Genomic DNA, 23485 nt, shown 5'->3' with positions numbered 1-23485 from the left:
GAATTTCCTTACTTAAGACCTATTAAAACTTGCTTAATAGTTTGTTTTTTATTAAGCCTCTAGAATTTCACTAATCAAGCCGTCAGCCTGTTTTTCTAACGCCAAAATATCTTGGGCAACTTCTGCAAGGCTGCGTAATGGTTTGTGGCGGTAGAAGTATTTGTTGAAGCTGATTTCATAGCCGATTTTTACGCTTTCCATATTCAGCCATGCTTCGCTGATGTGCGCTTGCACTTCGGCTTTGAAATAGTCGTGGATATTTTGTTTGAGCGGTATGGATTCGCTGTCGCGCAAGTCGCTGCTCGTTTCATATAGGATATATTCGCCTGCTTTGCCGGTGGCGTAATAGCCAAAGTCTGCCAGCTCGTCGGCTTGGCATTGGTAGCGTTGGCAAAGGGCGTCCAATTCGTTTGGTTTGAGCTTGAGTGTTTTGGCAATCACTTTGGCTGAATTTTCGTCGTACCAACTTACGGCATTGAAAACGGCCTTTTTCTCTGTGGCAGAAAGGGGGATTTTTTCGGCTTTCAGACGGCATTCCACGGCTTGTTTGAATTGGTTGAAATCGTCAAATTGTTGTTCGCCGAAATGTTCGAGCAAGGTTGATGCCGTCTGAAAAAGTGCGGCGGCTTTTTCCCAGGTTTTGACGTCCAGCAGCTTGGTCTTGTTTTTGTTGTTTAAGGCTATGCCCTGCGCTTCGCACCAAGCGGTAATTTCTTGCTCGGTTTGGGCTAAAAATCCGGCGTTGTAAATTTGTTCGCCATATTGCCGATAAAGATATTGCATCGGCTCAAACAAAGCCTTGTCAAACCGTAAAGGCGAGATATTTTCGGCGGTAAATTGGGCAGAACGGCGATCCGGGCGTTCGATGGTGACTTTGTAATAGCCGAAATCTTGATTGTCAAAAATCTGCGAAGCCAGGCCGACTGCTTCATTTTGGCTGTCGGTTTCGCGCGCTTTGGCAGTGAAATCAAGATAGTTTTGGGTAATTTCGGCGATATGTTCAGGTACAAATTCGCAGTTTTTATCGCCAAGGTTTTTACGCAATTTGCGGAATAAGAGGCTGGCATCAATGAGCTGAACTTTGCCTTTGCGTGCTTCAGGTTTGTTGTTGGACAGCAACCAAATATAAGTGGTAATACCTGTGTTATAAAACAGGTTGTTAGGCAGCTGTACGATGGCTTCGAGCAAATCTTTTTCAATAATATGGCGACGAATGTTGCTTTCTCCTGAACCTGCATCGCCGGTAAACAGGCTTGAGCCGTTATGCACGGAGGCCACTCGGCTGCCGATTTTGTTGTCATTCGGCGATTTCATTTTGCTGACCATTTCCATTAGGAATAGCAGCTGTCCATCGCTGGAGCGTGGGGTAGCATCAAGGGTTTCTACATTGCCCCAGTAATCTGGTAAGGTAACTTTAAAGCGACTGTCGATAACCTCATTGCCGTCTTTGATATAGGCTTGATCTTTGCTCCAGCTTTTGCCATATGGCGGGTTGGAAAGCATAAAGTCAAAGTGATTACCTTGGAAGCTATCTGTAGCAAGGGTTGAGCCGACTTTGATGTTTTCGGGATTATCACCTTTAATCATCATGTCAGATTTACAAATGGCATAGGTTTCATCATTGGTTTCTTTACCAAACAAAAAGATGGAACGCTCGCCTTGTGATTCAGATAGCGGATATTTTTGCTCAATAAAGTTTTGCGACTCGGTCAGCATGCCACCGCTGCCGCAAGCTGGGTCGTAAATCGTAATAATGGCCGGAATTTGGTCTTTGAGCGGATCAAAGACTAAATGCGTCATCAGCTCGATCACTTCGCGTGGGGTAAAGTGTTCGCCAGCTTCTTCGTTATTTTCTTCGTTAAATTTACGAATCAGTTCTTCAAATACATAGCCCATGCCCAGATTGGTCAGCGCTGGTAATTTGTTGCCCTCAGGGTCTTGTTGTTCTTTAGGGGTAAGATTGATATAGGGCGATACAAATTTTTCCAACACGCTCAGCAAAACATTTTTATGGGACATATGGCGGATTTGTTCACGCAGCTTGAAGCAGTTGATGATTTCATGAATGTTGGTGCTGAAACCATCAAGATATTCTTCAAAATTGGCCAGCATATACTGCGGCGTATTGCTGGCGGTTTGATAGAGGGATTTTAATGTCCATTTTGAGGTGTTATAAAAAACATGACCGGTAATTTTTTTAAGGGGAAGGTCATCCAATTCGGTGAATGCCAATTCTTCTTTTTGAAAACGCATTTCTTCCAATACGGCATCTTTGCTTGGCTCAAGTAAAGTATCCAAACGACGAAGCACAAACATCGGTAAAATCACATCACGATATTTACCGCGCACATACACATCGCGCAGACAATCGTCTGCAATACTCCAAATAAAAGAAACCAGTTTGTTATGAACAGAATGCTCCATATTTGTTCCCACTTAATATTATGAAATTTTTTGGGTATTGTTGCTTATTTTTAATGGGCATTCAATTTTTTCTTTTATTAAAGGAAGCTAATTGTTATTAGTTATGATTGTAGGATCTTATAGAGAAGAAAGCGTGCGGTAAAAAAGAAATATTTTTACCGCACTTTTGTATTTTATGCTGGATTATCTATATCTTTAAATTCTACGTCAAAGCCATATTCTTTCGCCAACCATTCGCCTAATGCCTTGATGCCATAGCGTTCTGTTGCGTGATGACCTGCAGAGAAGAAATGCAATCCTTGCTCACGGGCAGAATGGATTGTTTGTTCTGACACTTCCCCTGTAATAAATGCGTCGCAGCCTTGTTCTGCAGCAAGATCAATATAACCTTGTCCGCCACCAGTGCAGATGCCAATTTTTCGGATTAAGTGCGGTCCGTTTTCAATGCAAATTAACGGTTTTCGATTTAACACTTTTTCTATTTTTTCTGCAAAGTCTTTACCTGTCATCGGTTCTTTTAATTCGCCCCAAACAGGAATACTCACAGTGCCTTTTTCTAATGGTTGTAAATTTTCAATGTCGAGCAGTTTGGCTAATTGTGCATTGTTACCTAATTCTGGGTGCACATCTAATGGCAAATGATAGCCATATAAATTAATGTCGTTCACTAAAAGGGCTTTAATTCGCTTGCCTTTCATTCCTCGGATACAAGGGGTTTCACTTTTCCAAAAATAGCCATGATGAACTAAAATAGCATCAGCATTTTGGCTGATTGCGTAATCAATTAAAGCCTGACTCGCCGTTACGCCAGTAATGATTTTTTTGATTTCTGTTTTACCTTCGACTTGTAAGCCGTTGGGTGCATAGTCATTGATTTTATCAGAAGAAAGTTTTTGATTAATGAGTTGTTCAAGTTCGAGATTATTCATAATGGATCGTTGATTGGAAAAAGTCGGGATATGGTACAAAATTCCCAAAAAAATGGCTAGTGCGAAAGGAGTGGGGGAATGCACTAGCCAAGTTTCATTACTATTAAATTACTATCTAGTATCTAAAACAGAATTCATTATATATATAAATTTATAGCGATCAAGGGGAAATAAGAAATTTTTTATTTAAAGTGCGGTTTAAATTCCTTGTGTTTTTTACCGCACTTTTCCTCTTAAATTTCCCTTGAAATCTTTCTTTTTATTCTTATATCTGTGACGTTCAATTTTTATCTTTATGAAGGAAAAAATTATGTCACAAAATCAAGAAACTCGCGGCTTCCAATCTGAAGTCAAACAACTACTCCAATTAATGATTCATTCTTTGTACTCTAACAAAGAAATTTTCTTACGTGAATTGATTTCTAATGCTTCTGATGCGGCAGATAAATTACGCTTTAAAGCACTTTCCAACCCTGCTTTATATGAAGGCGATGGCGACTTGCGTGTGCGTGTTAGCTTTGATGCGGATAAAGGCACTATCACAATTAGCGATAACGGCATTGGTATGACTCGTGAGCAAGTCATCGATCATTTGGGGACGATTGCAAAATCAGGAACAAAAGAATTTTTAACCGCACTTGGCCAAGATCAAGCAAAAAATAGCCAGCTTATTGGGCAGTTTGGTGTGGGTTTTTATTCTGCTTTTATTGTGGCAGATAAAGTGACTGTAAAAACTAGAGCGGCTGGCGAAGAGGCGGATAAAGCTGTGCTTTGGGAATCTGCGGGCGAAGGCGAATATTCTGTGGCGGATATTGAGAAAAAATCTCGTGGTACAGATGTGATTTTACATTTACGTGAAGATGAAAAAGAATTTTTAAATGAATGGCGTTTGCGTGAAATTATTGGTAAATATTCTGACCATATTGGCTTGCCAGTGGAAATGCTGACGAAAGAATACGATGATGAGGGCAAAGAGTGCGGCGAAAAATGGGAAAAAATCAATAAATCTGATGCCCTTTGGACGCGTTCTAAAAATGATGTTTCCGATGAGGAATACAAAGCGTTTTACAAACACTTAAGCCATGATTTTGTTGATCCTGTGACTTGGGCGCATAACAAAGTGGAAGGAAATCAAGCATATACTAGTTTGCTTTATGTACCAGCTAAAGCACCTTGGGATTTATTTAATCGCGAACATAAACACGGCTTAAAACTTTATGTTCAACGTGTATTTATTATGGATGATGCTGAGCAATTTATGCCGAATTATCTACGTTTTATGCGTGGTTTAATCGATAGTAATGACTTGCCATTAAATGTATCTCGTGAAATTTTACAGGATAACAAAATTACGGCTGCACTACGCAAAGCATTAACTAAGCGTTCATTACAAATGCTAGAAAAATTAGCAAAAGATGATGCAGAAAAATATCTTAAATTCTGGAAAGAGTTTGGTTTAGTCTTAAAAGAAGGCCCTGCAGAAGATTTTGCTAACAAAGAAACTATCGCAAAGTTATTGCGTTTTGCTTCGACACATAATGATGGTAGTGAGCAAACTGTCTCTTTAGAAGATTACATCTTGCGTATGAAAGAGGGGCAAAAAGCTATCTATTACATTACAGCGGATAGTTATGTTGCAGCGAAAAATAGCCCACACTTGGAATTATTCAATAAAAAAGGCATTGAGGTTTTATTACTTTCCGATCGTATTGATGAATGGATGTTAAGCTATTTAACTGAATTTGACGGTAAACAATTACAAAGTATCACGAAAGCAGATTTGGATTTAGGCGATTTAGCGGATAAAGAATCTGAAACACAAAAACAACAAGATAAAGCCTTTGGTAGTTTTATTGAGCGTGTGAAAAACTTGCTTGGCGAACGTGTGAAAACGGTGCGTTTAACTCACAATTTAACGGATACACCAGCGGTGGTTTCTACGGATAACGATCAAATGACGACCCAAATGGCGAAATTGTTTGCAGCCGCAGGGCAACCTGTACCAGAAGTAAAATACACATTTGAACTGAATCCAGAACACTATTTAGTGAAAAAAGTGGCTGATATTGCAGATGAAACTGAATTTGCTGATTGGGTGGAACTGTTGCTTGAACAAGCTATGTTAGCAGAGCGCGGATCTTTGGAAAATCCAGCTGCGTTTATTAAACGTATCAATAAGTTGTTAGGTTAATTCATTTGAGATGAAGTAGTATAAGGGTTAAAATCCTCAGTCTGATTAGATTGAGGATTTTTCTTTTTTAGGTGAAATATGATTACAGTTTACGGCATTAAAAATTGCGATACAGTGAAGAAAGCGTTGAAATGGCTGGCGGATCACAATATCGAACACAAACTTCACGACTACCGTGTTGATGGGTTAGATTTGAATTTTTTAACCCAAGCGGAAACTCAATTTGGCTGGGATGTGTTAGTGAATAAACGCAGTACAACTTGGCGTAATTTGGATGAGCAAGTTAAAAATTCCCTTGATAAAACCACCGCACTTTCCGTGTTGGCTGAGAATCCAACTTTAATTAAACGCCCAATTATTTTACAAGATGAAAAGGCATTAATTGGCTTTAATGAAAAGGAATATCAGGCTGTTTTTGCTTAAAGTGCGGTTATTTTCTTAGGAGTTTTTATGAGAGAAAAAGTGGTTTCGTTGGCACAAGATTTAATTCGTCGCCCGTCTATTAGCCCGAATGACGAAGGCTGTCAGCAAATTATTGCCGAACGTTTAGAAAAGCTAGGTTTTCAAATTGAATGGATGCCTTTTAATGACACGTTGAATTTGTGGGCAAAACACGGAACGAGCGAGCCAGTTATTGCTTTTGCAGGTCATACGGATGTTGTGCCTACTGGCGATGAAAATCAATGGTCGTCTCCGCCGTTTTCTGCGGAGATTATTGATGGCATGCTTTATGGGCGTGGTGCGGCGGATATGAAAGGCTCCCTTGCAGCAATGATTGTGGCGGCAGAAGAATACGTAAAAGCAAATCCTAATCATAAAGGCACCATTGCATTATTGATTACCTCTGATGAAGAGGCTGCCGCAAAAGATGGAACTATACGCGTGGTTGAGACGTTAATGGCGCGTGATGAAAAAATTACTTATTGTATGGTTGGAGAGCCATCGAGTGCTAAAAACTTAGGCGATGTTGTCAAAAATGGTCGCCGCGGCTCAATTACAGGAAATCTCTATATTAAAGGTATTCAAGGACACGTAGCCTATCCGCATTTAGCTGAAAACCCAATCCATAAAGCAGCCCCATTCTTGCAAGAATTAACGACTTACCAATGGGATAAAGGCAATGAATTTTTCCCGCCAACAAGCCTACAAATTGCTAACATTCACGCGGGTACGGGAAGTAATAATGTAATTCCTGCTGAATTATATATTCAGTTTAATTTGCGTTATTGCACAGAAGTCACGGATGAAATCATTAAGCAAAAAGTCGCTGAAATGCTAGAAAAACACAATTTGAAATATCGTATTGAATGGAATTTATCAGGCAAACCCTTTTTAACAAAACCAGGTAAATTATTAGATTCGATAACCTCCGCTATTGAGGAAACCATAGGCATAACGCCAAAGGCTGAAACAGGTGGTGGCACGTCAGACGGTCGTTTTATTGCATTGATGGGCGCAGAAGTAGTGGAATTTGGTCCGTTAAATTCAACCATTCATAAAGTCAATGAATGTGTCAGTATAGAAGATCTTGGCAAGTGCGGTGAAATTTATCACAAAATGTTAGTGAATTTATTGGATAGCTAAAATGAAATTAACCCTAGAAATGCTTACAGGAAAGTCTCGTGAGCATTTAGTCAATTTACCCACAACTCATTCATCAAATCATTTTTTGCAAACACAAGCTATGCAAGCATTTCAAGCTTTGCAACAAAGTGCGGCAAAAAATGGCTTTAATTTACAGCCTGCGAGCAGTTTTCGTGATTTTGAACGCCAAAAACTTATTTGGAACAGTAAATTTAAGGGCGAGCGAAAAGTACACGATGATGCAGGAAAGGCATTAGATTTGAACCAATTAGATGACTGGCAAAAATGTCAGGCGATTTTACGTTGGTCTGCATTGCCGGGGGCGAGCCGTCATCATTGGGGAACGGAAGTGGATATTTTTGATCCTGATCTTTTGCCACAAGGGCAATCTTTACAACTGGAGCCTTGGGAATATGAAAAAGGCGGCTACTTCTTTGAATTGAGTGAATTTCTTGCCGAAAATTTACCGCACTTTGATTTTGCTTTGCCTTTTATGAATATGCAGTCCAATAAGAAAGTGGGGCGGGAGCCTTGGCATATCAGTTATTTGCCGTTAGCTGAATTGGCAAGCCAGCAATTTTCTCCAGAGATTTTGCAACAGGCGTGGAAAGGGGAAAATATTTTAGGCGCAGACTGTTTAATATCACATCTTGAACAAATTTTTTCCGAATATATTGTTTAAGAATAAGCCTTATCGTGAAGATAAGGCTTTATTGTTAAGCGTAAAAAAGCCCTTTTCTATGTAAATAAACAGGCAAATTATCGCCAATAGATAAATCGGGAGAAATAACGTTCTCAATCCATATTGCGTAGCCATTAATTTCAATTTGAATGGAGGTAATTTTTCCTTTAAATTCAATTTGTTTTATTTGTCCATTAAAAAGTGCGGTTGGATTTTCTGATGTTTTAAACAGGCTAAATTGTTCTGGACGAAGCAAAATCCTACCTTGATTTTGTGAGATTGATTTATTTTTTATAGGAATATTGCCTAATTGGCATTGAGCGGTATTTTCATCGAGTAGATTTGCAGGCAAAACAATACTTTCCCCCATAAATTTTGCTGTTTCAAGATGATTAGGCGACCAATAAAGGGTGCGTGGCGTATCGATTTGTAAAATTTTACCTTGCTGAATAATGGCGATTTTATCAGCGTAGCGTAAGGATTCATCACGGTCGTGAGTAACGAAAATTGCGGAAGCACCGCTTTGGCGAAGTGCTTGGAGCATCTCTTGGCGAATTTGTTGGCGAAGATGCTCGTCTAAGGCACTGAAAGGCTCGTCTAATAAAATCAGTTCTGGATTAGGGGCTAAAGCACGCGCCAATGCTACGCGTTGTTGTTGTCCGCCTGAAAGTTGATGTGGAAAGCGATCCGCCAGTTCAAAAATACCCGTTAGTTGCATTATTTGTTCAATCCGCGTTTTTTCTTCGCTATTTTTTCCTTTGCCGTTGCCTAATCCGTAAGCAATGTTGCGATAGACATTTAAGTGAGGAAAAAGTACGCCCTCTTGCACCACATAACCGAGATGACGTTGTTGCGTTGGAAGATTAAAATTCTCGCCAAAAATTAACCGCTCTTTTAGCCAAATTTCGCCAGTATTGGGGTGTTCAAATCCTGCAATGGCACGTAATAATGTAGTTTTGCCACAGCCTGAAGCACCAAGTAAAAAGAGGATTTCTCCGCGTTGTAAGCTGAATGAAATATCGTGCAGAACTTGTTGTTCATTAAAAAATTTATTGAGATTTTTAACGGTTAATAACGGATTATTTATCATTTTATTTAAACGCATATTTTTTCAATAAAAATACAGGAATACCCGAAAAAAGAACGAGCATTAACGCATAAGGGGTGGCGGCAGCATATTGCGCATCGCTGGTATGTTCCCACACAGCAATGGATAAGGTTTTAATATCATTTGATGTGAGCAAAAGCGTCGCGGTAAGCTCTTTCATTAAATTCAAAAAAACCAAAGCAAATGCGGCGGCCACACCTGGTAATATGGCTGGTAGCGTCAAGGTGCGAAAAATATAGAAAGGGCTTCGCCCAAGACTTTGTCCGACTTTTTCAATTTGATCGGAAAGTTGCTCTAAAGACGCTCTTAATGTAGTTTGTGCCATTGGCAAATAGAGCATAAAGTAGGCAATGATAATCACAAAAAAGGTTTGATATAGGTCGTTAGCGTAATGGATGGAAAAATAGACTAATGATAAGGCAATGACTAAGCCTGGCACAGCGTGTAATAGATATGGCAAGCGGTCGATCCAAATCGTTAAATAACTACGGTAACGAACAGCTGCCCAAACTAATGGCAAGGCACACATTACGGTAAGCAATGCGCCTAAGCCTGAAATGATAAATGAATTGCTGAATGCCGATAAAAATTCTGAAAAATCACCCGCACTTTCGAGTGAAGTTCCCACAATAAGCCAGTAAATTAACATAATCACAGGCACGCCAATGCTTAAAATGAATATGCTAGAGAAAAATCCGAAGGTTAAACATTGTTTTCCAAAGGAAAGTGTTTTTACGAGATAAGGACGCGTAACACCTTTTCCACTGTGGTAAAGGGTTTGTTTTCCACGAAAGAAAATTTCCCCAAAAACAATAAGTATACAAATCGCCATTAAAACGGCGGATAATAATGCAGCAGTGCTGTTGTTAAAAGACATTTCATATTCTTGGAAAATGGCAGTGGTAAAGGTTTGATAATTTAAAATTGACACTGCACCAAATTCGACCAACATATGTAAAGCAATTAGTAAGATACTACTACCAATGGCGGGTTTAAGTTGCGGGAAAATAGCATACCAAAAGGTATACACAGGGCTTTTACCAAGCGAAAGGCTTACTTCTTCAAGAGAACGATCAAGTCTTTTTAATATAGCGGAAACGGGCAAATAAGCCAAAGGAAATGAACTTAATGTCATAATACCAATTGTTCCCCAAAAACCCTCAACGCGGAATGTGAGGCTGATCCAAGTAAAACAACTTACAAAGGCGGGAATACAAAGGGGTAACGTCATCGCCACTTCAAAAAAAGCTTTACCGAAAAAGCGATAACGTTCAAGTAAAAAAGCACAAAGCGTGCCAAGTGAAATAGCTCCGATAGTTACACAAACCATTAAAAGCATTGTATTGCTTAATAATTCAGCCATTCGAGGGCGAAACAATAGCTCAACACTTCGCGTTAATCCCACTTCTGTCGCACGAAAAATGACATACAGAAACGGCAAACATAACGGAAGCCCGATTAAGATGATAAGTAAAGTGAGCCAGAATGGCGGTCTGCGAGGCAAAGTTAAATCCTTTTAGGAATGTGAACCTTTCAGTTCACGCACGCAAGCGGTTAATTTTGTTAGAGAATTGTAAACGCGTGCGTGAATTTTTTCAAATACACGCACGCAATATTTGGATTATTTCAATCCAGCTTCTTCAATTAATTTGATCGCATGTTCTTTATCTTGAGCTGTTGTTGCGGACACCACTGGTGCTTCTAATTTTTCATAAGGTTCAAGATTAAATGGCGAAACCACATCAGCACGTAACGGATATTCTGCACGCGCTGCCACTAATGCCTCTTGACCTTTTTTACTCGCTAAGAAATCAACAAATTTTTGTGCTTCAGCTTGATTTTTAGAAGCTTTCAATACTGCTGCACCTGAATAGCTAACTAACGCACCTGGATCTTGGTGGCGAACAAAATAAAGACGGCTTTTTAGGTTTTCCACGCCTTTTTCTTTTGCTAGGTTATACCAATAATAGTTATTGATTAACGCAGCAGGTACTTCGCCATTTTCAACCGCTTGTAATGCCACACTATTTTTAGCGTAAAGTTTTCCGTTCTCTTTTAAACCTTTTAACCAATTAAGCGCAACTTTGTCCCCTTTCATTTTGCTTAACGCAACAACTTGCTCTAAGAACGCGCCAGAAGTTGATACATAACCGATTTTGCCTTTCCATTTTGGTGTTGCATAATCAAGCACTGATTTTTCCATATCTTTTTCAGATAATTTAGTGTGATCGTAAACCACTACGCGAGAACGGCCACTTAATGCAATCCAGTCTTTTTTCGGTGCAAGTGGTACGCCTTTTTGTGCGGTTTGTTGAATGGTTTGTTCTGAAATTGGTGCTAAAAGCCCTGCTTCAGAAAGATCGGCAAAAGTCGCTGTTTGTTCAGTATAGAAAACATCGGCTGGTGTTTTATCGCCTTCTTCTTTTAATTGACCTGCAAGTTGCTCACTTTTCCCGCTATTTAGCGTAACTTTAATGCCTGTTTCCTGTTCAAAGGCTTTTGCCACAGCCGTAGCGGCTTCTTTGTGCTGACCATTATAAACGGTAATATCAGCAAAACTATTAGCAGAAAAAGCAAGTGCTGCCGCAAGGGTAGCAAGTTTGAAATGTTTAAATTGCATTGAAAAGCTCCTTATGTTGAGTGCAAATTATTCAGTTCAGCCTGAATTGTGGCTATTCTATGCCTAATTTTATTTAAATGCAAATAGTTCTCAATTTAAATTGATATTTAGATGAAAAACAAAACGGTACATTAAACGAACCATACATAGATTATAGGTTTACAGGCTGGATATAGCCTAATCTTGTTAATACATCACAAAGTGCATTAAACAACTCAGTGCAATCATAAGTTTCATCAATCAATTTATCATTGTTATTCATATCTTGATATTTATTTTGAATTAAATAGCCTTGTAATGCTGATTTCAACTCAGCTTTAGTTGTCGGTTTTTCCATTTGAGACATCATATAAAGATGCGGTTTATTCAAATCTTCTACGTCGCCGTTATACATATTTCCAGCACCAATATACTGATTTGCGCCTTCTACCAATGTTTTTACATATTGAGTAAAGCGTTTCGGTATGTAAGTTTTGTTATCTTCAAAGGAATAAATTGAATTGAAAAAAGCATTGAAGAAATAAGAGAAAAAGGCGGAACAATTATTCCGCCTTAATTTATTTAATCTATCATTTTAATAGTTATCATTTTTATCTATAATATAAAAACCAAGTTAATTACTAGGAGATAAAAATGGCAAAAGATGAAGTAGGGCATAATTTTCTTGCACGTTTGGGTAAAACGCGTTTGCGTCCAGGCGGTAAAAAAGCGACAGATTGGTTAATTGCTAATGGCGATTTTAGCCAAGATAAAAAAGTGTTAGAGGTTGCCTGTAATATGGGGACGACTGCAATTGGATTGGCGAAACAATTTGGTTGTCATATTGAAGGTGTTGATTTAGATGAAAATGCGTTAGCAAAAGCACAAGCAAATATTGAAGCAAATGGCTTGCAAGAAAAAATTCATGTACAGCGTGCGAATGCGATGAAGTTGCCTTTCGAGGATGAAAGTTTTGATATTGTCATCAATGAAGCGATGCTCACAATGTTACCCGTGGAAGCGAAGAAAAAAGCCATTGCAGAATATTTTCGAGTGTTAAAACCCAATGGTTTATTGCTTACTCACGATGTTATGCTGGTGGGGAATGATCATCAAACTATTCTAGAAAATATGCGCAAAGCGATTAATGTGACTGTCACGCCATTAACGAAAGATGGATGGAAAGGCATATTCCAAGAAAGTGGCTTTAGATATGTTGATACTTTCTCTGGTGAGATGACATTACTTTCTCCAAAAGGAATGATTTATGATGAAGGAATTTTCGGTACGTTAAAAATCATCCGTAATGCGATGAAAGCGGAAAATCGTGAGCAATTTAAAAGAATGTTCAAAACCTTTAATGATCCTGAACATAAATTACATTTTATTGCTGTATGTAGCCAAAAATAATATAAAAACGAACCGCACTTTGATTTGCACCTTAATGAGTAAGCTTATTTGTTTAGTTTTGGGGTGCAGATCATTTATATTAATTTATTTATACGATAGTTAAATTAATATTTAATTCTCTAATGCCATTCTGTGCAGATTCAACAAGATTTTTGTCGCAAATTATGTGATCAAAATTTGTTAGTGGACAAATATGGAATGTCGCCACTTTCTCATATTTTGATGAATCTGATACTAAAATTCGTTTTATTTTTTCTAGTTCACTTGCTGTATTTGGTGGTGATTTACCAGAAATTATTCAGGATTCTACTGCTGTAACGCCACAATCGACTTATGGTGCACAAAAAGCAATGAGTGAATTACTTATTAATGACTATACAAGAAAAGGTTTTGTTGATGGTCTCTGTGTTCGCCTGCTCACAATTTGTATCCGTCCAGGAAAACCAAATAAAGCGACTTCTTCCTTTGTAAGTAGCATTATTCGAGAACCTTTACATGGTGAAACTTCAATCTGCCCAGTTGCTGAAAAAATGGCGTTCAGTTTTATCAAATTTCTAGGTAAGAAAAAGGAAGAATGGGCATTAGCCATTACGGGCTATGTCGTGAGTATTCCTATTGTCTTACCGATTTTACTTATTTTCATCAAAGCTATTCTTGATTTGGGGAAATGATGGTTCTGTAATAGATCTCATTTTTCCACTAGGGATTTTGGCATTAATTATGGGATATGTTCAAGTTCAGAATAAAACATTATAGCGATAAAAACGCAGTGCGGGAGAATAGTCTCCCGTCTTTTCTTGCAGATAAAACAATATTTGACTAACTTTCTTTTTCTCAATATTTTATCTTCATTTATCTTCTTTATTACAAATATGCAACTTGACAAATACACTGCCAAAAAAATTGTTAAACGTGCAATGAAGATCATTCATCACTCTGTAAATGTAATGGATCACGACGGTGTGATCATTGCGTCGGGAAATTCAACGCGTTTGAATCAACGGCACACAGGAGCGGTGTTGGCGTTGCGGGAAAATCGTGTGGTAGAGATTGATCAAGCGTTGGCACAAAAATGGAATTTTGAAGCGCAACCAGGGATTAATTTACCGATTCATTATTTAGGCAAAAATATTGGAGTGGTGGGGATTTCTGGTGAGCCAACTCAGGTGAAACAATATGCCGAACTAGTGAAAATGACCGCAGAACTTATTGTGGAACAACAGGCTTTACTCGAACAAGAAAGCTGGCATCGTCGTTACAAAGAAGAATTTATTTTGCAATTATTACATTGCAATTTGAATTGGAAAAAGATGGAACAGCAGGCGAAATTTTTTTCTTTTGATTTAAATAAATCTCGTGTGGTTGTATTGATTAAGTTACTTAATCCAGCCCTGGATAATTTACAGCATCTGATCAATTATTTGGAACAGTCTGAATTTGCACAGGATGTGGCAATTTTGTCCCTTGATCAGGTTGTGGTCTTAAAGACTTGGCAAAACTCCACCGTACTTTCTGCTCAAATGAAAACGCTTTTACCTGCAGATTATTCAAAACAAGATTATAAAATTGCTGTAGGCGCTTGTCTAAATCTACCGCTTTTTGAGCAGCTTCCCTTGTCTTTTCAAAGTGCGCAAAGCACGCTTTCTTATGGATTAAAACATCATCCACGCAAAGGTATTTATGTGTTTGATGAGAATCGATTGCCTGTGTTACTTGCTGGATTATCCCATTCTTGGCAAGGGAACGAATTGATAAAACCCCTTTCTCCCCTTTTCTCAGAAGAAAATGCGATACTTTATAAAACCCTTCAACAATATTTTTTATCAAATTGTGATCTTTATCTCACTGCGGAAAAATTATTTGTTCACCCGAATACTTTGCGTTATCGATTGAACAAAATAGAGCAAATAACTGGCTTATTTTTCAATAAGATAGATGATAAATTAACGCTCTATCTCGGAACGTTGTTAGAACATTGAGGTTGTATAACTTTACAAAGTTTGATGATTTTTAACCGCACTTTTTGTTTGCTCTAATAAAGCATTTTCCCTATAAAACAGAAATAATCTCCTTGGTTTTAATTTTTATAGGAGAGAAAAAATGACAACAGTCTCAGCAATAGGTGCGTTGGTGGCTTTAATCGTTGCTATCTTCCTCATTTTGAAAAAAGTCTCACCAGCTTATGGTATGTTGGTGGGAGCTTTGGTTGGAGGCTTAATTGGTGGTGCGGATTTATCGCAAACAGTGAGCCTAATGATCGGTGGCGCACAGGGTATTACTACTGCGGTTATGCGTATCTTAGCTGCTGGTGTGTTGGCAGGCGTGCTGATTGAATCGGGTGCAGCAAATTCCATCGCGGAAACCATTACTAATAAATTGGGTGAAACTCGAGCTTTACTCGCCTTGGCACTAGCGACGATGATTTTAACTGCGGTGGGTGTGTTCGTGGATGTGGCAGTGATTACTGTTTCACCAATTGCTTTAGCGTTATCGCGTCGCAGCGATTTATCGAAAGCTGCAATTTTGCTCGCCATGATTGGCGGTGGTAAAGCTGGTAATATTATGTCGCCAAACCCAAATGCCATTGCGGCAGCAGATACTTTTCATTTGCCACTCACTTCCGTGATGATGGCTGGTATAATTCCCGCGCTATTTGGTTTGATTCTCACCTACTTCTTAGCAAAACGCTTAATCAACAAAGGTTCTAAAGTGACTGACAAAGAGGTAATCGTGCTTGAAACGCAAAATTTACCTTCATTTCTGACCGCACTTGTCGCACCTTTAGTGGCAATTTTGCTATTGGCACTTCGTCCATTGTTTGATATTAAAGTTGATCCATTAATTGCATTGCCGTTAGGTGGTTTGATTGGTGCGCTTTGTATGGGCAAACTTCGCAATATAAATAGTTATGCTATCAATGGATTGAGTAAAATGACACCCGTGGCAATTATGTTACTTGGTACAGGCGCGCTTGCTGGCATCATTGCTAATTCTGGTTTAAAAGAAGTATTGATTCAAGGTTTGGAACATTCAGGTTTGCCATCATACATTCTTGCACCAATTTCAGGGGTGTTGATGTCTTTAGCGACAGCTTCTACCACGGCAGGTACTGCGGTGGCATCCAATGTGTTCAGTAGTACCTTGTTAGAACTTGGTGTTAGCAGTCTTGCTGGTGCAGCAATGATTCATGCAGGGGCGACCGTATTTGATCATATGCCACATGGTTCTTTCTTCCATGCTACAGGCGGTAGTGTGAATATGGATATCAAAGAACGTTTAAAACTTATTCCTTATGAAAGTGCGGTCGGTTTGATGATGACCATCGTTTCTACCTTAATTTTTGGCGTATTTAAATTCTAGGAGTTGTTATGAAATTTGTGATTGCACCTGATTCTTTTAAAGAAAGTTTGACCGCACTTGAAGTCGCTACCGCCATTGAAACAGGCTTCAAACGTGTATTCCCCGATGCGGACTATGTAAAATTGCCAATGGCAGATGGGGGCGAAGGTACAGTTCAATCCCTTGTGGATGCCACGCAAGGCAAGCTCATTGAATGTGAAGTCACCGCGCCTTTGGGTGACAAAGTGAAAAGTTTCTTCGGTTTATCGGGAGATGGAAAAACCGCGATTATCGAAATGGCAGCAGCTTCTGGTTTACATCTTGTTCCGACTGAAAAACGCAATCCCTTGCTTACCACCAGTTACGGCACAGGGGAGTTGATTAAACTGGCATTAGATTTAGGCGTGGAGAGTTTCATTCTTGGCATTGGCGGTAGCGCAACCAACGATGGTGGTGTAGGAATGTTGCAAGCACTAGGGATGCAATGTTTAGATTCGCAAGATAAGCCTATCGGTTTTGGTGGAGCAGAGCTAGCAAATATTGTGAAGATTGACGTTCAACAATTAGATCCACGTTTGCAACAAGTTCACATTGAAGTAGCGTGCGATGTGAATAATCCGCTCTGTGGTGAATGTGGCGCATCTGCCATTTTTGGACCACAAAAAGGCGCAACGCCTGAAATGGTGAAACAACTTGATGCTGCACTTTCGCATTTTGCTGAAATTGCCGAACGCGATTGCGGTAAACAAATTCGTGATCAGGCTGGCGCAGGTGCTGCTGGTGGTATGGGTGGTGGCTTGCTATTATTACCAAGCGTACAACTGAAAGCAGGCATACAAATTGTGTTAGACCGGTTACATTTAATTGACTATGTAAAAGATGCTGATGTAGTGATTACGGGTGAAGGGCGAATAGATGCACAAAGTATTATGGGTAAAACGCCAATTGGTGTGGCGCGTACGGCAAAACAGTTCAATAAGCCAGTGATCGCCATCGCAGGGTGTTTGCGTGAAGATTATGATGTGGTGTTTGATCACGGTATTGATGCGGTGTTCCCTATTATTCACCAACTTGGCGATTTATCGGATATTCTCAAACAAGGCGAACAAAATTTAATTTCTACCGCTCAAAATGTGGCGAGAGTACTGGCATTTAAATTTCATTAAGAAATAAGGCTTGTTTTAAATTCGAGCCTTATTCCATGATTATTTATTTTGTGATGTTGAATAATTTCTCGCACCAAAAATCGCAGTGCCAATGCGTACCATTGTAGAACCGCATTTTATTGCGCTCGGCATATCATCCGTCATTCCCATAGAAAGTGTATCAATTTGTTGATTGGGTAAGGCTTGTTTAAGTTGTTCAAATAGGTCTGACATTTTTCTGAACACGGCTTCTTGTTCAGCAATTTTATCGGTTGGTGCGGGTATTGCCATTAAGCCACGTAGGCATAAGTGCGGTAAATTTTCGATGTGTTTTGCTAGTGTTAGCATTTCCTCAGGTTGAATACCTGATTTACTTTCTTCATCGCTGATATTAATCTGAATTAATACATTCAATGGAGCCTTGTTGGTCGGTCGTTGTTCATTTAAACGATCTGCAATTTTTGCTCGATCAAGCGTTTGCATCCAATCAAAATGTTCTGCAACGAGACGGGTTTTATTTGATTGTAATGGGCCGATAAAATGCCATTCAAGGTTTATATTTTGAGACTCAAAATATTGGATCTTTTCTACCCCCTCTTGCACGTAATTTTCCCCAAAAGCCGTTTGTCCCGCTTGATAAGCCGAAAGAATAGCAGAAATAGGTTTGGTCTTAGATACGGCAAGTAATTTTACGGTATTTTGATTGCGATTTTTTTCTTTACAAGCCGTTTCAATTTTTTGCTGAATTAGGTTGAGATTATGCTGGATATTCATAGGTTTTCCTTTATAAAAAAGTGCGGTTAGTTTACACGAAATTTATTGACTAAGAAAATTTCTGAAAAATTTGTCACTTTCTGTTTGACAAGCTCGGGAAATTTCGGTATTTCTTTACGCATTCATTTTTCAAGATAAAACACAATGAAAAATAACCGCACTTTATCCGTAATCATTAGCACGATTACCGCCATTATGATGACCATTATTATGATTAATGGTGCGGGTTAGTGCAGCAAAAACAAGATACAGAAAACCCGCGATTCAACTGAATAGCGGGTTTTTTTATAAATTTAAAAACACAATATCTAGGAGAACCAATTATGCGCGTACTTAAATTTGGCGGCACTTCGCTTGCAAATCCGGAACGTTTTTCCCAAGCGGCGAAATTGATCGAGCAAGCTCATTTAGAAGAGCAGGCTGCAGGTGTTTTATCAGCACCAGCCAAAATAACCAACCATCTCGTCGCCCTTTCTGAAAAAGCTGCATTAAATCAATCAACCGATACGCATTTCAACGAAGCAATCGAAATTTTCTATAACATCATTAATGGCTTACATGCCGAAAATAATCAATTCGACTTAAATGGCACCAAGGCACTTATTGATGCTGAATTTGCTCAAATCAAAGGATTATTAGAAGAAATTCGTCAGGCAGGAAAAGTAGAAGATGCAGTTAAAGCGACCATTGATTGCCGTGGGGAAAAACTTTCTATTGCAATGATGAAAGCTTGGTTTGAAGCACGTGGCTATAGCGTACATATTGTGGATCCAGTCAAGCAATTATTAGCAAAAGGCGGTTATCTTGAGTCTTCAGTTGAAATTGAAGAATCAACAAAACGTGTTGATGCAGCAAGTATTGCAAAAGATAAAGTGGTGCTGATGGCAGGTTTTACTGCGGGTAATGAAAAAGGCGAGTTGGTATTGCTCGGTCGTAATGGCTCAGACTATTCTGCCGCCTGTTTAGCCGCTTGTTTAGGCGCAAGTGTATGCGAAATTTGGACCGATGTGGACGGCGTTTATACTTGCGATCCGCGTTTAGTGCCTGATGCACGTTTATTACCAACGCTTTCTTATCGTGAAGCGATGGAACTCTCTTATTTCGGTGCGAAAGTGATTCATCCTCGTACGATTGGGCCATTGTTGCCACAAAATATTCCTTGTGTCATTAAAAATACAGGAAATCCTTCTGCGCCAGGTTCGATTATTGATGGCAATGTGAAATCAGAAAGTTTGCAAGTTAAAGGTATCACTAACTTAGACAATTTGGCGATGTTTAATGTGTCAGGCCCCGGTATGCAAGGTATGGTAGGCATGGCATCTCGCGTATTTTCAGCCATGTCAGGCGCAGGCATTTCAGTTATTTTAATTACTCAGTCTTCGTCTGAATATAGTATTAGTTTCTGTGTGCCTGTGAAATCTGCAGAAGTAGCGAAAACCGTACTAGAAACGGAGTTTGCTAATGAATTAAATGAACATCAATTAGAATCAATTGAAGTGATTAAAGATTTATCCATTATTTCTGTTGTGGGCGATGGAATGAAGCAAGCGAAAGGCATTGCTGCTCGTTTCTTCTCGGCATTAGCGCAGGCAAACATTAGCATTGTGGCGATTGCACAAGGATCTAGCGAACGTTCAATTTCTGCGGTTGTGCCGCAAAATAAAGCCATTGAAGCGGTGAAGGCTACCCATCAGGCGCTTTTCAATAATAAAAAAGTCGTGGATATGTTTTTAGTGGGCGTTGGTGGAGTAGGCGGAGAATTAATAGAGCAGGTAAAGCGTCAAAAGGAGTATCTAGCAAAGAAGAATGTTGAAATTCGAGTTTGTGCTATTGCGAATTCCAACCGTATGTTGCTTGATGAAAATGGATTAAATTTAGAGGATTGGAAAAACGATTTAGAAAATGCGACTCAGCCATCAGATTTTGATGTATTGCTTTCTTTCATTAAATTACATCATGTGGTGAATCCAGTATTTGTAGATTGTACTTCAGCCGAATCTGTAGCAGGGCTTTATGCTCGTGCGTTAAAAGAAGGTTTCCATGTGGTTACGCCAAACAAAAAAGCGAATACACGAGAATTAGTTTATTACAATGAGTTACGCCAAAATGCCCAAGCAAGCCAGCATAAATTTTTATATGAAACCAATGTAGGTGCGGGCTTGCCAGTTATTGAAAATCTCCAAAACTTACTTGCAGCAGGTGATGAGCTTGAATATTTTGAAGGGATTTTATCTGGCTCGCTTTCCTTTATTTTTGGTAAGTTGGAAGAAGGACTTTCTCTTTCAGAAGTAACCGCACTTGCGCGTGAAAAAGGCTTTACTGAGCCAGATCCTCGAGATGATCTTTCTGGACAAGATGTAGCGCGCAAATTATTAATTCTTGCTCGTGAAGCGGGAATTGAACTTGAACTTTCAGATGTTGAAGTTGAAGGTGTATTGCCGAAAGGCTTCTCTGAAGGAAAATCTGCAGATGAGTTTATGGCAATGTTGCCACAGCTTGACAAGGAGTTTAAAACTCGCGTTGCCACAGCTAAAGCAGAAGGCAAAGTATTGCGTTATGTTGGAAAAATTAGTGAAGGAAAATGCAAAGTATCCATCGTTGCGGTAGATCTGAATAATCCACTTTATAAAGTGAAAGATGGTGAAAATGCCTTGGCATTTTATACTCGTTATTATCAACCGATTCCACTTTTATTACGTGGTTATGGCGCAGGTAATGCAGTTACTGCGGCAGGTATCTTTGCAGATATTTTAAGAACATTACAACATTAATAAGGATTTCCAATGTTAAGAATTTACGCTCCTGCATCTAGCGCGAATATTAGCGTAGGTTTCGATACTTTAGGTGCTGCGATCTCTCCTATTGATGGTTCTTTGTTAGGCGATGTGGTTCAAATAGAATCTATTTCAAGTGGTTTTGAGTTAGAAAGTGCGGGCTATTTTGTTCGTAAATTACCGAAAGAACCACAAAAAAATATTGTTTACCAAGCTTATGTGCTATTTAGCGAGCAATTAAAATTACGCGGAGCAAATGTTAAACCTTTACGTTTAACGCTCGAAAAAAATATGCCTATTGGCTCTGGTTTAGGCTCTAGTGCTTGTTCTATTGTTGCTGCATTAGTGGCATTAAATCAGTTTCATAATGAACCTTTTTCGAAAATGGAATTGCTTGAAATGATGGGAGAATTGGAAGGTCGTATTTCTGGTTCAATCCATTATGATAACGTCGCACCTTGCTATCTTGGCGGTGTGCAATTTATGGTGCAATCGCTCGGCAATATTTGTCAAAAATTGCCATTTTTTGATAATTGGTATTGGGTGTTAGCCTATCCAGGGATTGAAGTTTCTACTGCTGAAGCTCGTGCAATTTTACCGAAAAGCTATACTCGACAAAACGTGATTGCCCATGGTCGTCATTTAGGTGGCTTTGTGCATGCTTGCCATACCCATCAGGAAAATCTTGCCGCGATTATGATGAAAGATGTCATTGCCGAGCCTTATCGTGAATCTCTGTTACCTAATTTTGCTGAAGTAAAACAAGCTACTCGAGACTTAGGCACACTTGCCACAGGTATTTCAGGCTCAGGGCCAACTATTTTCTCTATTGCCCCTGATTTACAAACTGCAATTAAACTTTCAAGTTATTTAGAAAGCCATTATTTACAAAATAATGAAGGTTTTGTGCATGTATGTAAAGTTGATAACGAAGGCACAAGAGAAATTAAATAAGTTAATTTAAATAGATGAAATCAGATTAAAAACGGATTAAATATGAATTTATACAATATCAAACACCCAGAAGAACAAGTCACTTTTTCTCAGGCTGTTCGTCAAGGTCTTGGGTGGGATCAAGGTCTATTCTTTCCAGAAGTTATTCCTAAACTTAATAACATTAATGAATTACTTGAATTGCCTCTTGTTGAGCGTAGTCAAAAAATTCTAGGTGCATTAATTGATGGCGAGTTACCACAAGCAACGTTAGATGCAATGGTAAAAAATGCGTTTACTTTCACTGCACCGTTAGAAAAAGTGGAAGATAATATTTATGCACTTGAATTATTTCACGGTCCAACGCTAGCATTTAAAGATTTTGGTGGGCGTTTTATGGCACAGGCACTTGCTGCGGTACGTGGCGATGGCAAAATTACTATTTTAACGGCAACCTCAGGCGATACTGGAGCCGCTGTAGCACATGCGTTTTATGGATTAGAAAATATTAATGTAGTTATCCTTTATCCAAAAGGCAAAATTAGCCCATTACAAGAAAAGCTATTCTGTACTTTAGGTGGGAATATTCGTACTGTTGCGATTAACGCTGATTTCGATGCGTGTCAGGCTTTGGTTAAGCAAGCCTTTGATGATGTTGAATTGCGCCAAGCTATCGGGCTGAACTCTGCAAATTCTATTAATATCAGCCGTTTATTAGCTCAAGTTTGTTATTACTTTGAGGCTGTCGCACAATTGCCAAAAGAAAAACGTGATAATGTCGTGGTTTCTGTGCCAAGTGGTAATTTTGGTAACTTAACGGCGGGATTAATTGCAAAAACCTTAGGCTTGCCGATAAAACGCTTTGTCGCCTCAACAAACGCAAATGATACTGTGCCACGTTATTTGAAATCGGGTAATTGGGATCCTAAAACGACAGTTGCAACCCTTTCTAATGCAATGGATGTAAGTCGCCCAAACAATTGGCCGAGAGTGGAAGAATTGTTTAAACGAAATGGTTGGGATTTAACTGATTTAGGTTCGGGGATGCTAAGTGATAGCGAAACAGAAGATACCTTAAAAGCGATGCAGTCGAAAGGTTATTTATGTGAACCTCACGGTGCGATAGCTTATCAGGTGTTGAAAGAGCAACTTAAAGCGAGTGAAACAGGAATCTTCTTGTGTACGGCGCATCCTGCGAAATTTAAAGAATCCGTAGAACGTATTCTTGGTATTCAGCTTCCATTACCTGAAACACTGGATAAACATAATCAGCTACCATTGCTTTCAGATGAAATGGATAATGATTTTGCACAACTACGGGCTTACTTATTGAAGTCATAAAGTGCGGTAAATTTTTATTGTGTTTTGGATAGCATCTGATTTTCAGGTGCTATTTTATTTTTAGAAAATAGGGTATAGAGATAAAAAAATAAGGATATATTAACTAATTAATTTTACATTAATAGAAAGAATAGCTATTTATCAATAAGACAGTGATTTGAAAAAGTAGTATTAAATTTAGGCAATAAAAAAATACCTTTTCGGTGATTACTTTATTTTTAAGTGGTGGGTCGTGAAGGATTCGAACCTTCG

The 23485-nt window shown here is 39.0% G+C and carries 18 protein-coding genes, 1 pseudogene and 1 other annotated feature; of the genes and pseudogenes, 12 read left to right on the top strand and 7 right to left on the bottom strand.

Annotated elements, in window-relative coordinates; translation table 11 throughout:
* Positions 1-51: 51 nt before the first annotated feature.
* Both HMPREF2644_RS02975 and HMPREF2644_RS02970 read right to left on the bottom strand, forming a co-directional pair.
* Entirely contained in the window at positions 52-2424 is a 2373-nt protein-coding gene (locus HMPREF2644_RS02975; RefSeq protein WP_011271878.1) for a type I restriction-modification system subunit M, read from the bottom strand.
* Positions 2425-2597: 173 nt separating this feature from the next.
* Positions 2598-3353, bottom strand: coding sequence for a Nif3-like dinuclear metal center hexameric protein (locus HMPREF2644_RS02970; protein ID WP_038440928.1), 756 nt, complete (start codon positions 3351-3353; stop codon positions 2598-2600).
* Positions 3354-3663: 310 nt separating this feature from the next.
* Between HMPREF2644_RS02970 and htpG the strand changes: the two genes are divergently transcribed.
* The 4 genes from htpG (at position 3664) to HMPREF2644_RS02950 (ending at position 7810) form a co-directional block, all read left to right on the top strand.
* On the top strand, positions 3664-5544 hold the full coding sequence (gene htpG, locus HMPREF2644_RS02965) for a molecular chaperone HtpG (RefSeq protein ID WP_005687637.1): 1881 nt from the start codon (positions 3664-3666) through the stop codon (positions 5542-5544).
* Between the two features lie 78 nt (positions 5545-5622).
* Entirely contained in the window at positions 5623-5967 is a 345-nt protein-coding gene (locus tag HMPREF2644_RS02960; RefSeq protein ID WP_005687634.1) for an ArsC family reductase, read from the top strand.
* Between the two features lie 27 nt (positions 5968-5994).
* The gene (gene dapE / locus HMPREF2644_RS02955; RefSeq protein ID WP_005687633.1) at positions 5995-7128 is read left to right on the top strand and encodes a succinyl-diaminopimelate desuccinylase; all 1134 of its coding nucleotides are present in this window, start codon (positions 5995-5997) and stop codon (positions 7126-7128) included.
* Between the two features lies 1 nt (position 7129).
* A complete protein-coding gene (locus tag HMPREF2644_RS02950; protein WP_005687632.1) occupies positions 7130-7810 on the top strand; it encodes a M15 family metallopeptidase in 681 nt (226 codons plus the stop codon).
* Positions 7811-7844: 34 nt separating this feature from the next.
* Here HMPREF2644_RS02950 and fbpC read toward each other — a convergent pair whose 3' ends face one another.
* The 4 genes and pseudogenes from fbpC to HMPREF2644_RS02930 all read right to left on the bottom strand — a co-directional run.
* Positions 7845-8915, bottom strand: coding sequence for a heme ABC transporter ATP-binding protein FbpC (fbpC, locus tag HMPREF2644_RS02945; protein WP_032821670.1), 1071 nt, complete (start codon positions 8913-8915; stop codon positions 7845-7847).
* On the bottom strand, positions 8902-10422 hold the full coding sequence (locus HMPREF2644_RS02940; RefSeq protein WP_070828218.1) for an ABC transporter permease: 1521 nt from the start codon (positions 10420-10422) through the stop codon (positions 8902-8904). The genes fbpC and HMPREF2644_RS02940 overlap by 14 nt, the downstream gene beginning before the upstream one ends.
* A 117-nt stretch (positions 10423-10539) precedes the next feature.
* A complete protein-coding gene (locus tag HMPREF2644_RS02935) occupies positions 10540-11538 on the bottom strand; it encodes an iron ABC transporter substrate-binding protein (RefSeq protein ID WP_005667903.1) in 999 nt (332 codons plus the stop codon).
* A 151-nt stretch (positions 11539-11689) separates the two neighbouring features.
* Positions 11690-12034: pseudogene (locus HMPREF2644_RS02930) on the bottom strand (methyltransferase); the annotation flags it as partial.
* A gap of 137 nt (positions 12035-12171) precedes the next feature.
* Between HMPREF2644_RS02930 and HMPREF2644_RS02925 the strand changes: the two are divergent.
* The 5 genes from HMPREF2644_RS02925 (at position 12172) to HMPREF2644_RS02905 (ending at position 17432) form a co-directional block, all read left to right on the top strand.
* A complete protein-coding gene (locus HMPREF2644_RS02925) occupies positions 12172-12927 on the top strand; it encodes a class I SAM-dependent methyltransferase (RefSeq protein ID WP_005667899.1) in 756 nt (251 codons plus the stop codon).
* A gap of 191 nt (positions 12928-13118) precedes the next feature.
* A complete protein-coding gene (locus HMPREF2644_RS09505) occupies positions 13119-13598 on the top strand; it encodes a GntT/GntP/DsdX family permease (protein ID WP_370683924.1) in 480 nt (159 codons plus the stop codon).
* A 201-nt stretch (positions 13599-13799) separates the two neighbouring features.
* Positions 13800-14906: a PucR family transcriptional regulator gene (locus HMPREF2644_RS02915; RefSeq protein WP_070828216.1), complete on the top strand. Its 1107-nt coding sequence runs from the start codon at positions 13800-13802 to the stop codon at positions 14904-14906.
* A gap of 121 nt (positions 14907-15027) precedes the next feature.
* Positions 15028-16287, top strand: a complete 1260-nt coding sequence (locus HMPREF2644_RS02910) for a GntP family permease (RefSeq protein WP_005658366.1) — start codon at positions 15028-15030, stop codon at positions 16285-16287.
* An 8-nt stretch (positions 16288-16295) separates the two neighbouring features.
* Positions 16296-17432, top strand: coding sequence for a glycerate kinase (locus tag HMPREF2644_RS02905; RefSeq protein ID WP_005658368.1), 1137 nt, complete (start codon positions 16296-16298; stop codon positions 17430-17432).
* A gap of 39 nt (positions 17433-17471) precedes the next feature.
* On the opposite strand, the gene HMPREF2644_RS02900 is transcribed toward HMPREF2644_RS02905, so the two are convergent.
* Positions 17472-18185 (bottom strand): YggS family pyridoxal phosphate-dependent enzyme, encoded by a 714-nt coding sequence (locus tag HMPREF2644_RS02900; RefSeq protein ID WP_005658370.1) that lies wholly within the window; start codon positions 18183-18185, stop codon positions 17472-17474.
* Positions 18186-18357: 172 nt separating this feature from the next.
* Positions 18358-18475, top strand: a sequence feature (Thr leader region).
* Between the two features lie 33 nt (positions 18476-18508).
* Here HMPREF2644_RS02900 and thrA point away from each other — a divergent pair.
* From thrA to thrC, 3 genes are read left to right on the top strand one after another with little or no spacing between them, the layout of a single operon-like run.
* Entirely contained in the window at positions 18509-20956 is a 2448-nt protein-coding gene (thrA, locus tag HMPREF2644_RS02895) for a bifunctional aspartate kinase/homoserine dehydrogenase I (RefSeq protein ID WP_070828215.1), read from the top strand.
* A gap of 12 nt (positions 20957-20968) precedes the next feature.
* Positions 20969-21913, top strand: a complete 945-nt coding sequence (gene thrB / locus HMPREF2644_RS02890) for a homoserine kinase (RefSeq protein WP_070828214.1) — start codon at positions 20969-20971, stop codon at positions 21911-21913.
* A 42-nt stretch (positions 21914-21955) separates the two neighbouring features.
* A complete protein-coding gene (thrC, locus tag HMPREF2644_RS02885; protein WP_011271868.1) occupies positions 21956-23233 on the top strand; it encodes a threonine synthase in 1278 nt (425 codons plus the stop codon).
* Positions 23234-23485: the final 252 nt, after the last annotated feature.

Origin of the sequence: Haemophilus sp. HMSC071C11, assembly GCF_001837655.1 — a bacterium.
GTDB classification, from domain to species: Bacteria; Pseudomonadota; Gammaproteobacteria; order Enterobacterales; family Pasteurellaceae; genus Haemophilus; species Haemophilus influenzae.
The sequence above is the reverse complement of the archived record's forward strand: the minus strand, read 5'-3'. Positions and strand labels throughout refer to the sequence as shown.

Coding starts and splice junctions, on each gene's coding strand:
- HMPREF2644_RS02900 (WP_005658370.1), bottom strand. CDS start 18,185: ATGAATATCCAGCATAATCTCAACCTAATTCAGCAAAAAATTGAAACG.
- thrA (WP_070828215.1), top strand. CDS start 18,509: ATGCGCGTACTTAAATTTGGCGGCACTTCGCTTGCAAATCCGGAACGT.
- dapE (WP_005687633.1), top strand. CDS start 5,995: ATGAGAGAAAAAGTGGTTTCGTTGGCACAAGATTTAATTCGTCGCCCG.
- HMPREF2644_RS02970 (WP_038440928.1), bottom strand. CDS start 3,353: ATGAATAATCTCGAACTTGAACAACTCATTAATCAAAAACTTTCTTCT.
- HMPREF2644_RS02905 (WP_005658368.1), top strand. CDS start 16,296: ATGAAATTTGTGATTGCACCTGATTCTTTTAAAGAAAGTTTGACCGCA.
- HMPREF2644_RS02960 (WP_005687634.1), top strand. CDS start 5,623: ATGATTACAGTTTACGGCATTAAAAATTGCGATACAGTGAAGAAAGCG.
- htpG (WP_005687637.1), top strand. CDS start 3,664: ATGTCACAAAATCAAGAAACTCGCGGCTTCCAATCTGAAGTCAAACAA.
- thrB (WP_070828214.1), top strand. CDS start 20,969: ATGTTAAGAATTTACGCTCCTGCATCTAGCGCGAATATTAGCGTAGGT.
- HMPREF2644_RS02975 (WP_011271878.1), bottom strand. CDS start 2,424: ATGGAGCATTCTGTTCATAACAAACTGGTTTCTTTTATTTGGAGTATT.
- HMPREF2644_RS02935 (WP_005667903.1), bottom strand. CDS start 11,538: ATGCAATTTAAACATTTCAAACTTGCTACCCTTGCGGCAGCACTTGCT.
- HMPREF2644_RS02950 (WP_005687632.1), top strand. CDS start 7,130: ATGAAATTAACCCTAGAAATGCTTACAGGAAAGTCTCGTGAGCATTTA.
- thrC (WP_011271868.1), top strand. CDS start 21,956: ATGAATTTATACAATATCAAACACCCAGAAGAACAAGTCACTTTTTCT.
- HMPREF2644_RS02925 (WP_005667899.1), top strand. CDS start 12,172: ATGGCAAAAGATGAAGTAGGGCATAATTTTCTTGCACGTTTGGGTAAA.
- HMPREF2644_RS02915 (WP_070828216.1), top strand. CDS start 13,800: ATGCAACTTGACAAATACACTGCCAAAAAAATTGTTAAACGTGCAATG.
- fbpC (WP_032821670.1), bottom strand. CDS start 8,915: ATGCGTTTAAATAAAATGATAAATAATCCGTTATTAACCGTTAAAAAT.
- HMPREF2644_RS02910 (WP_005658366.1), top strand. CDS start 15,028: ATGACAACAGTCTCAGCAATAGGTGCGTTGGTGGCTTTAATCGTTGCT.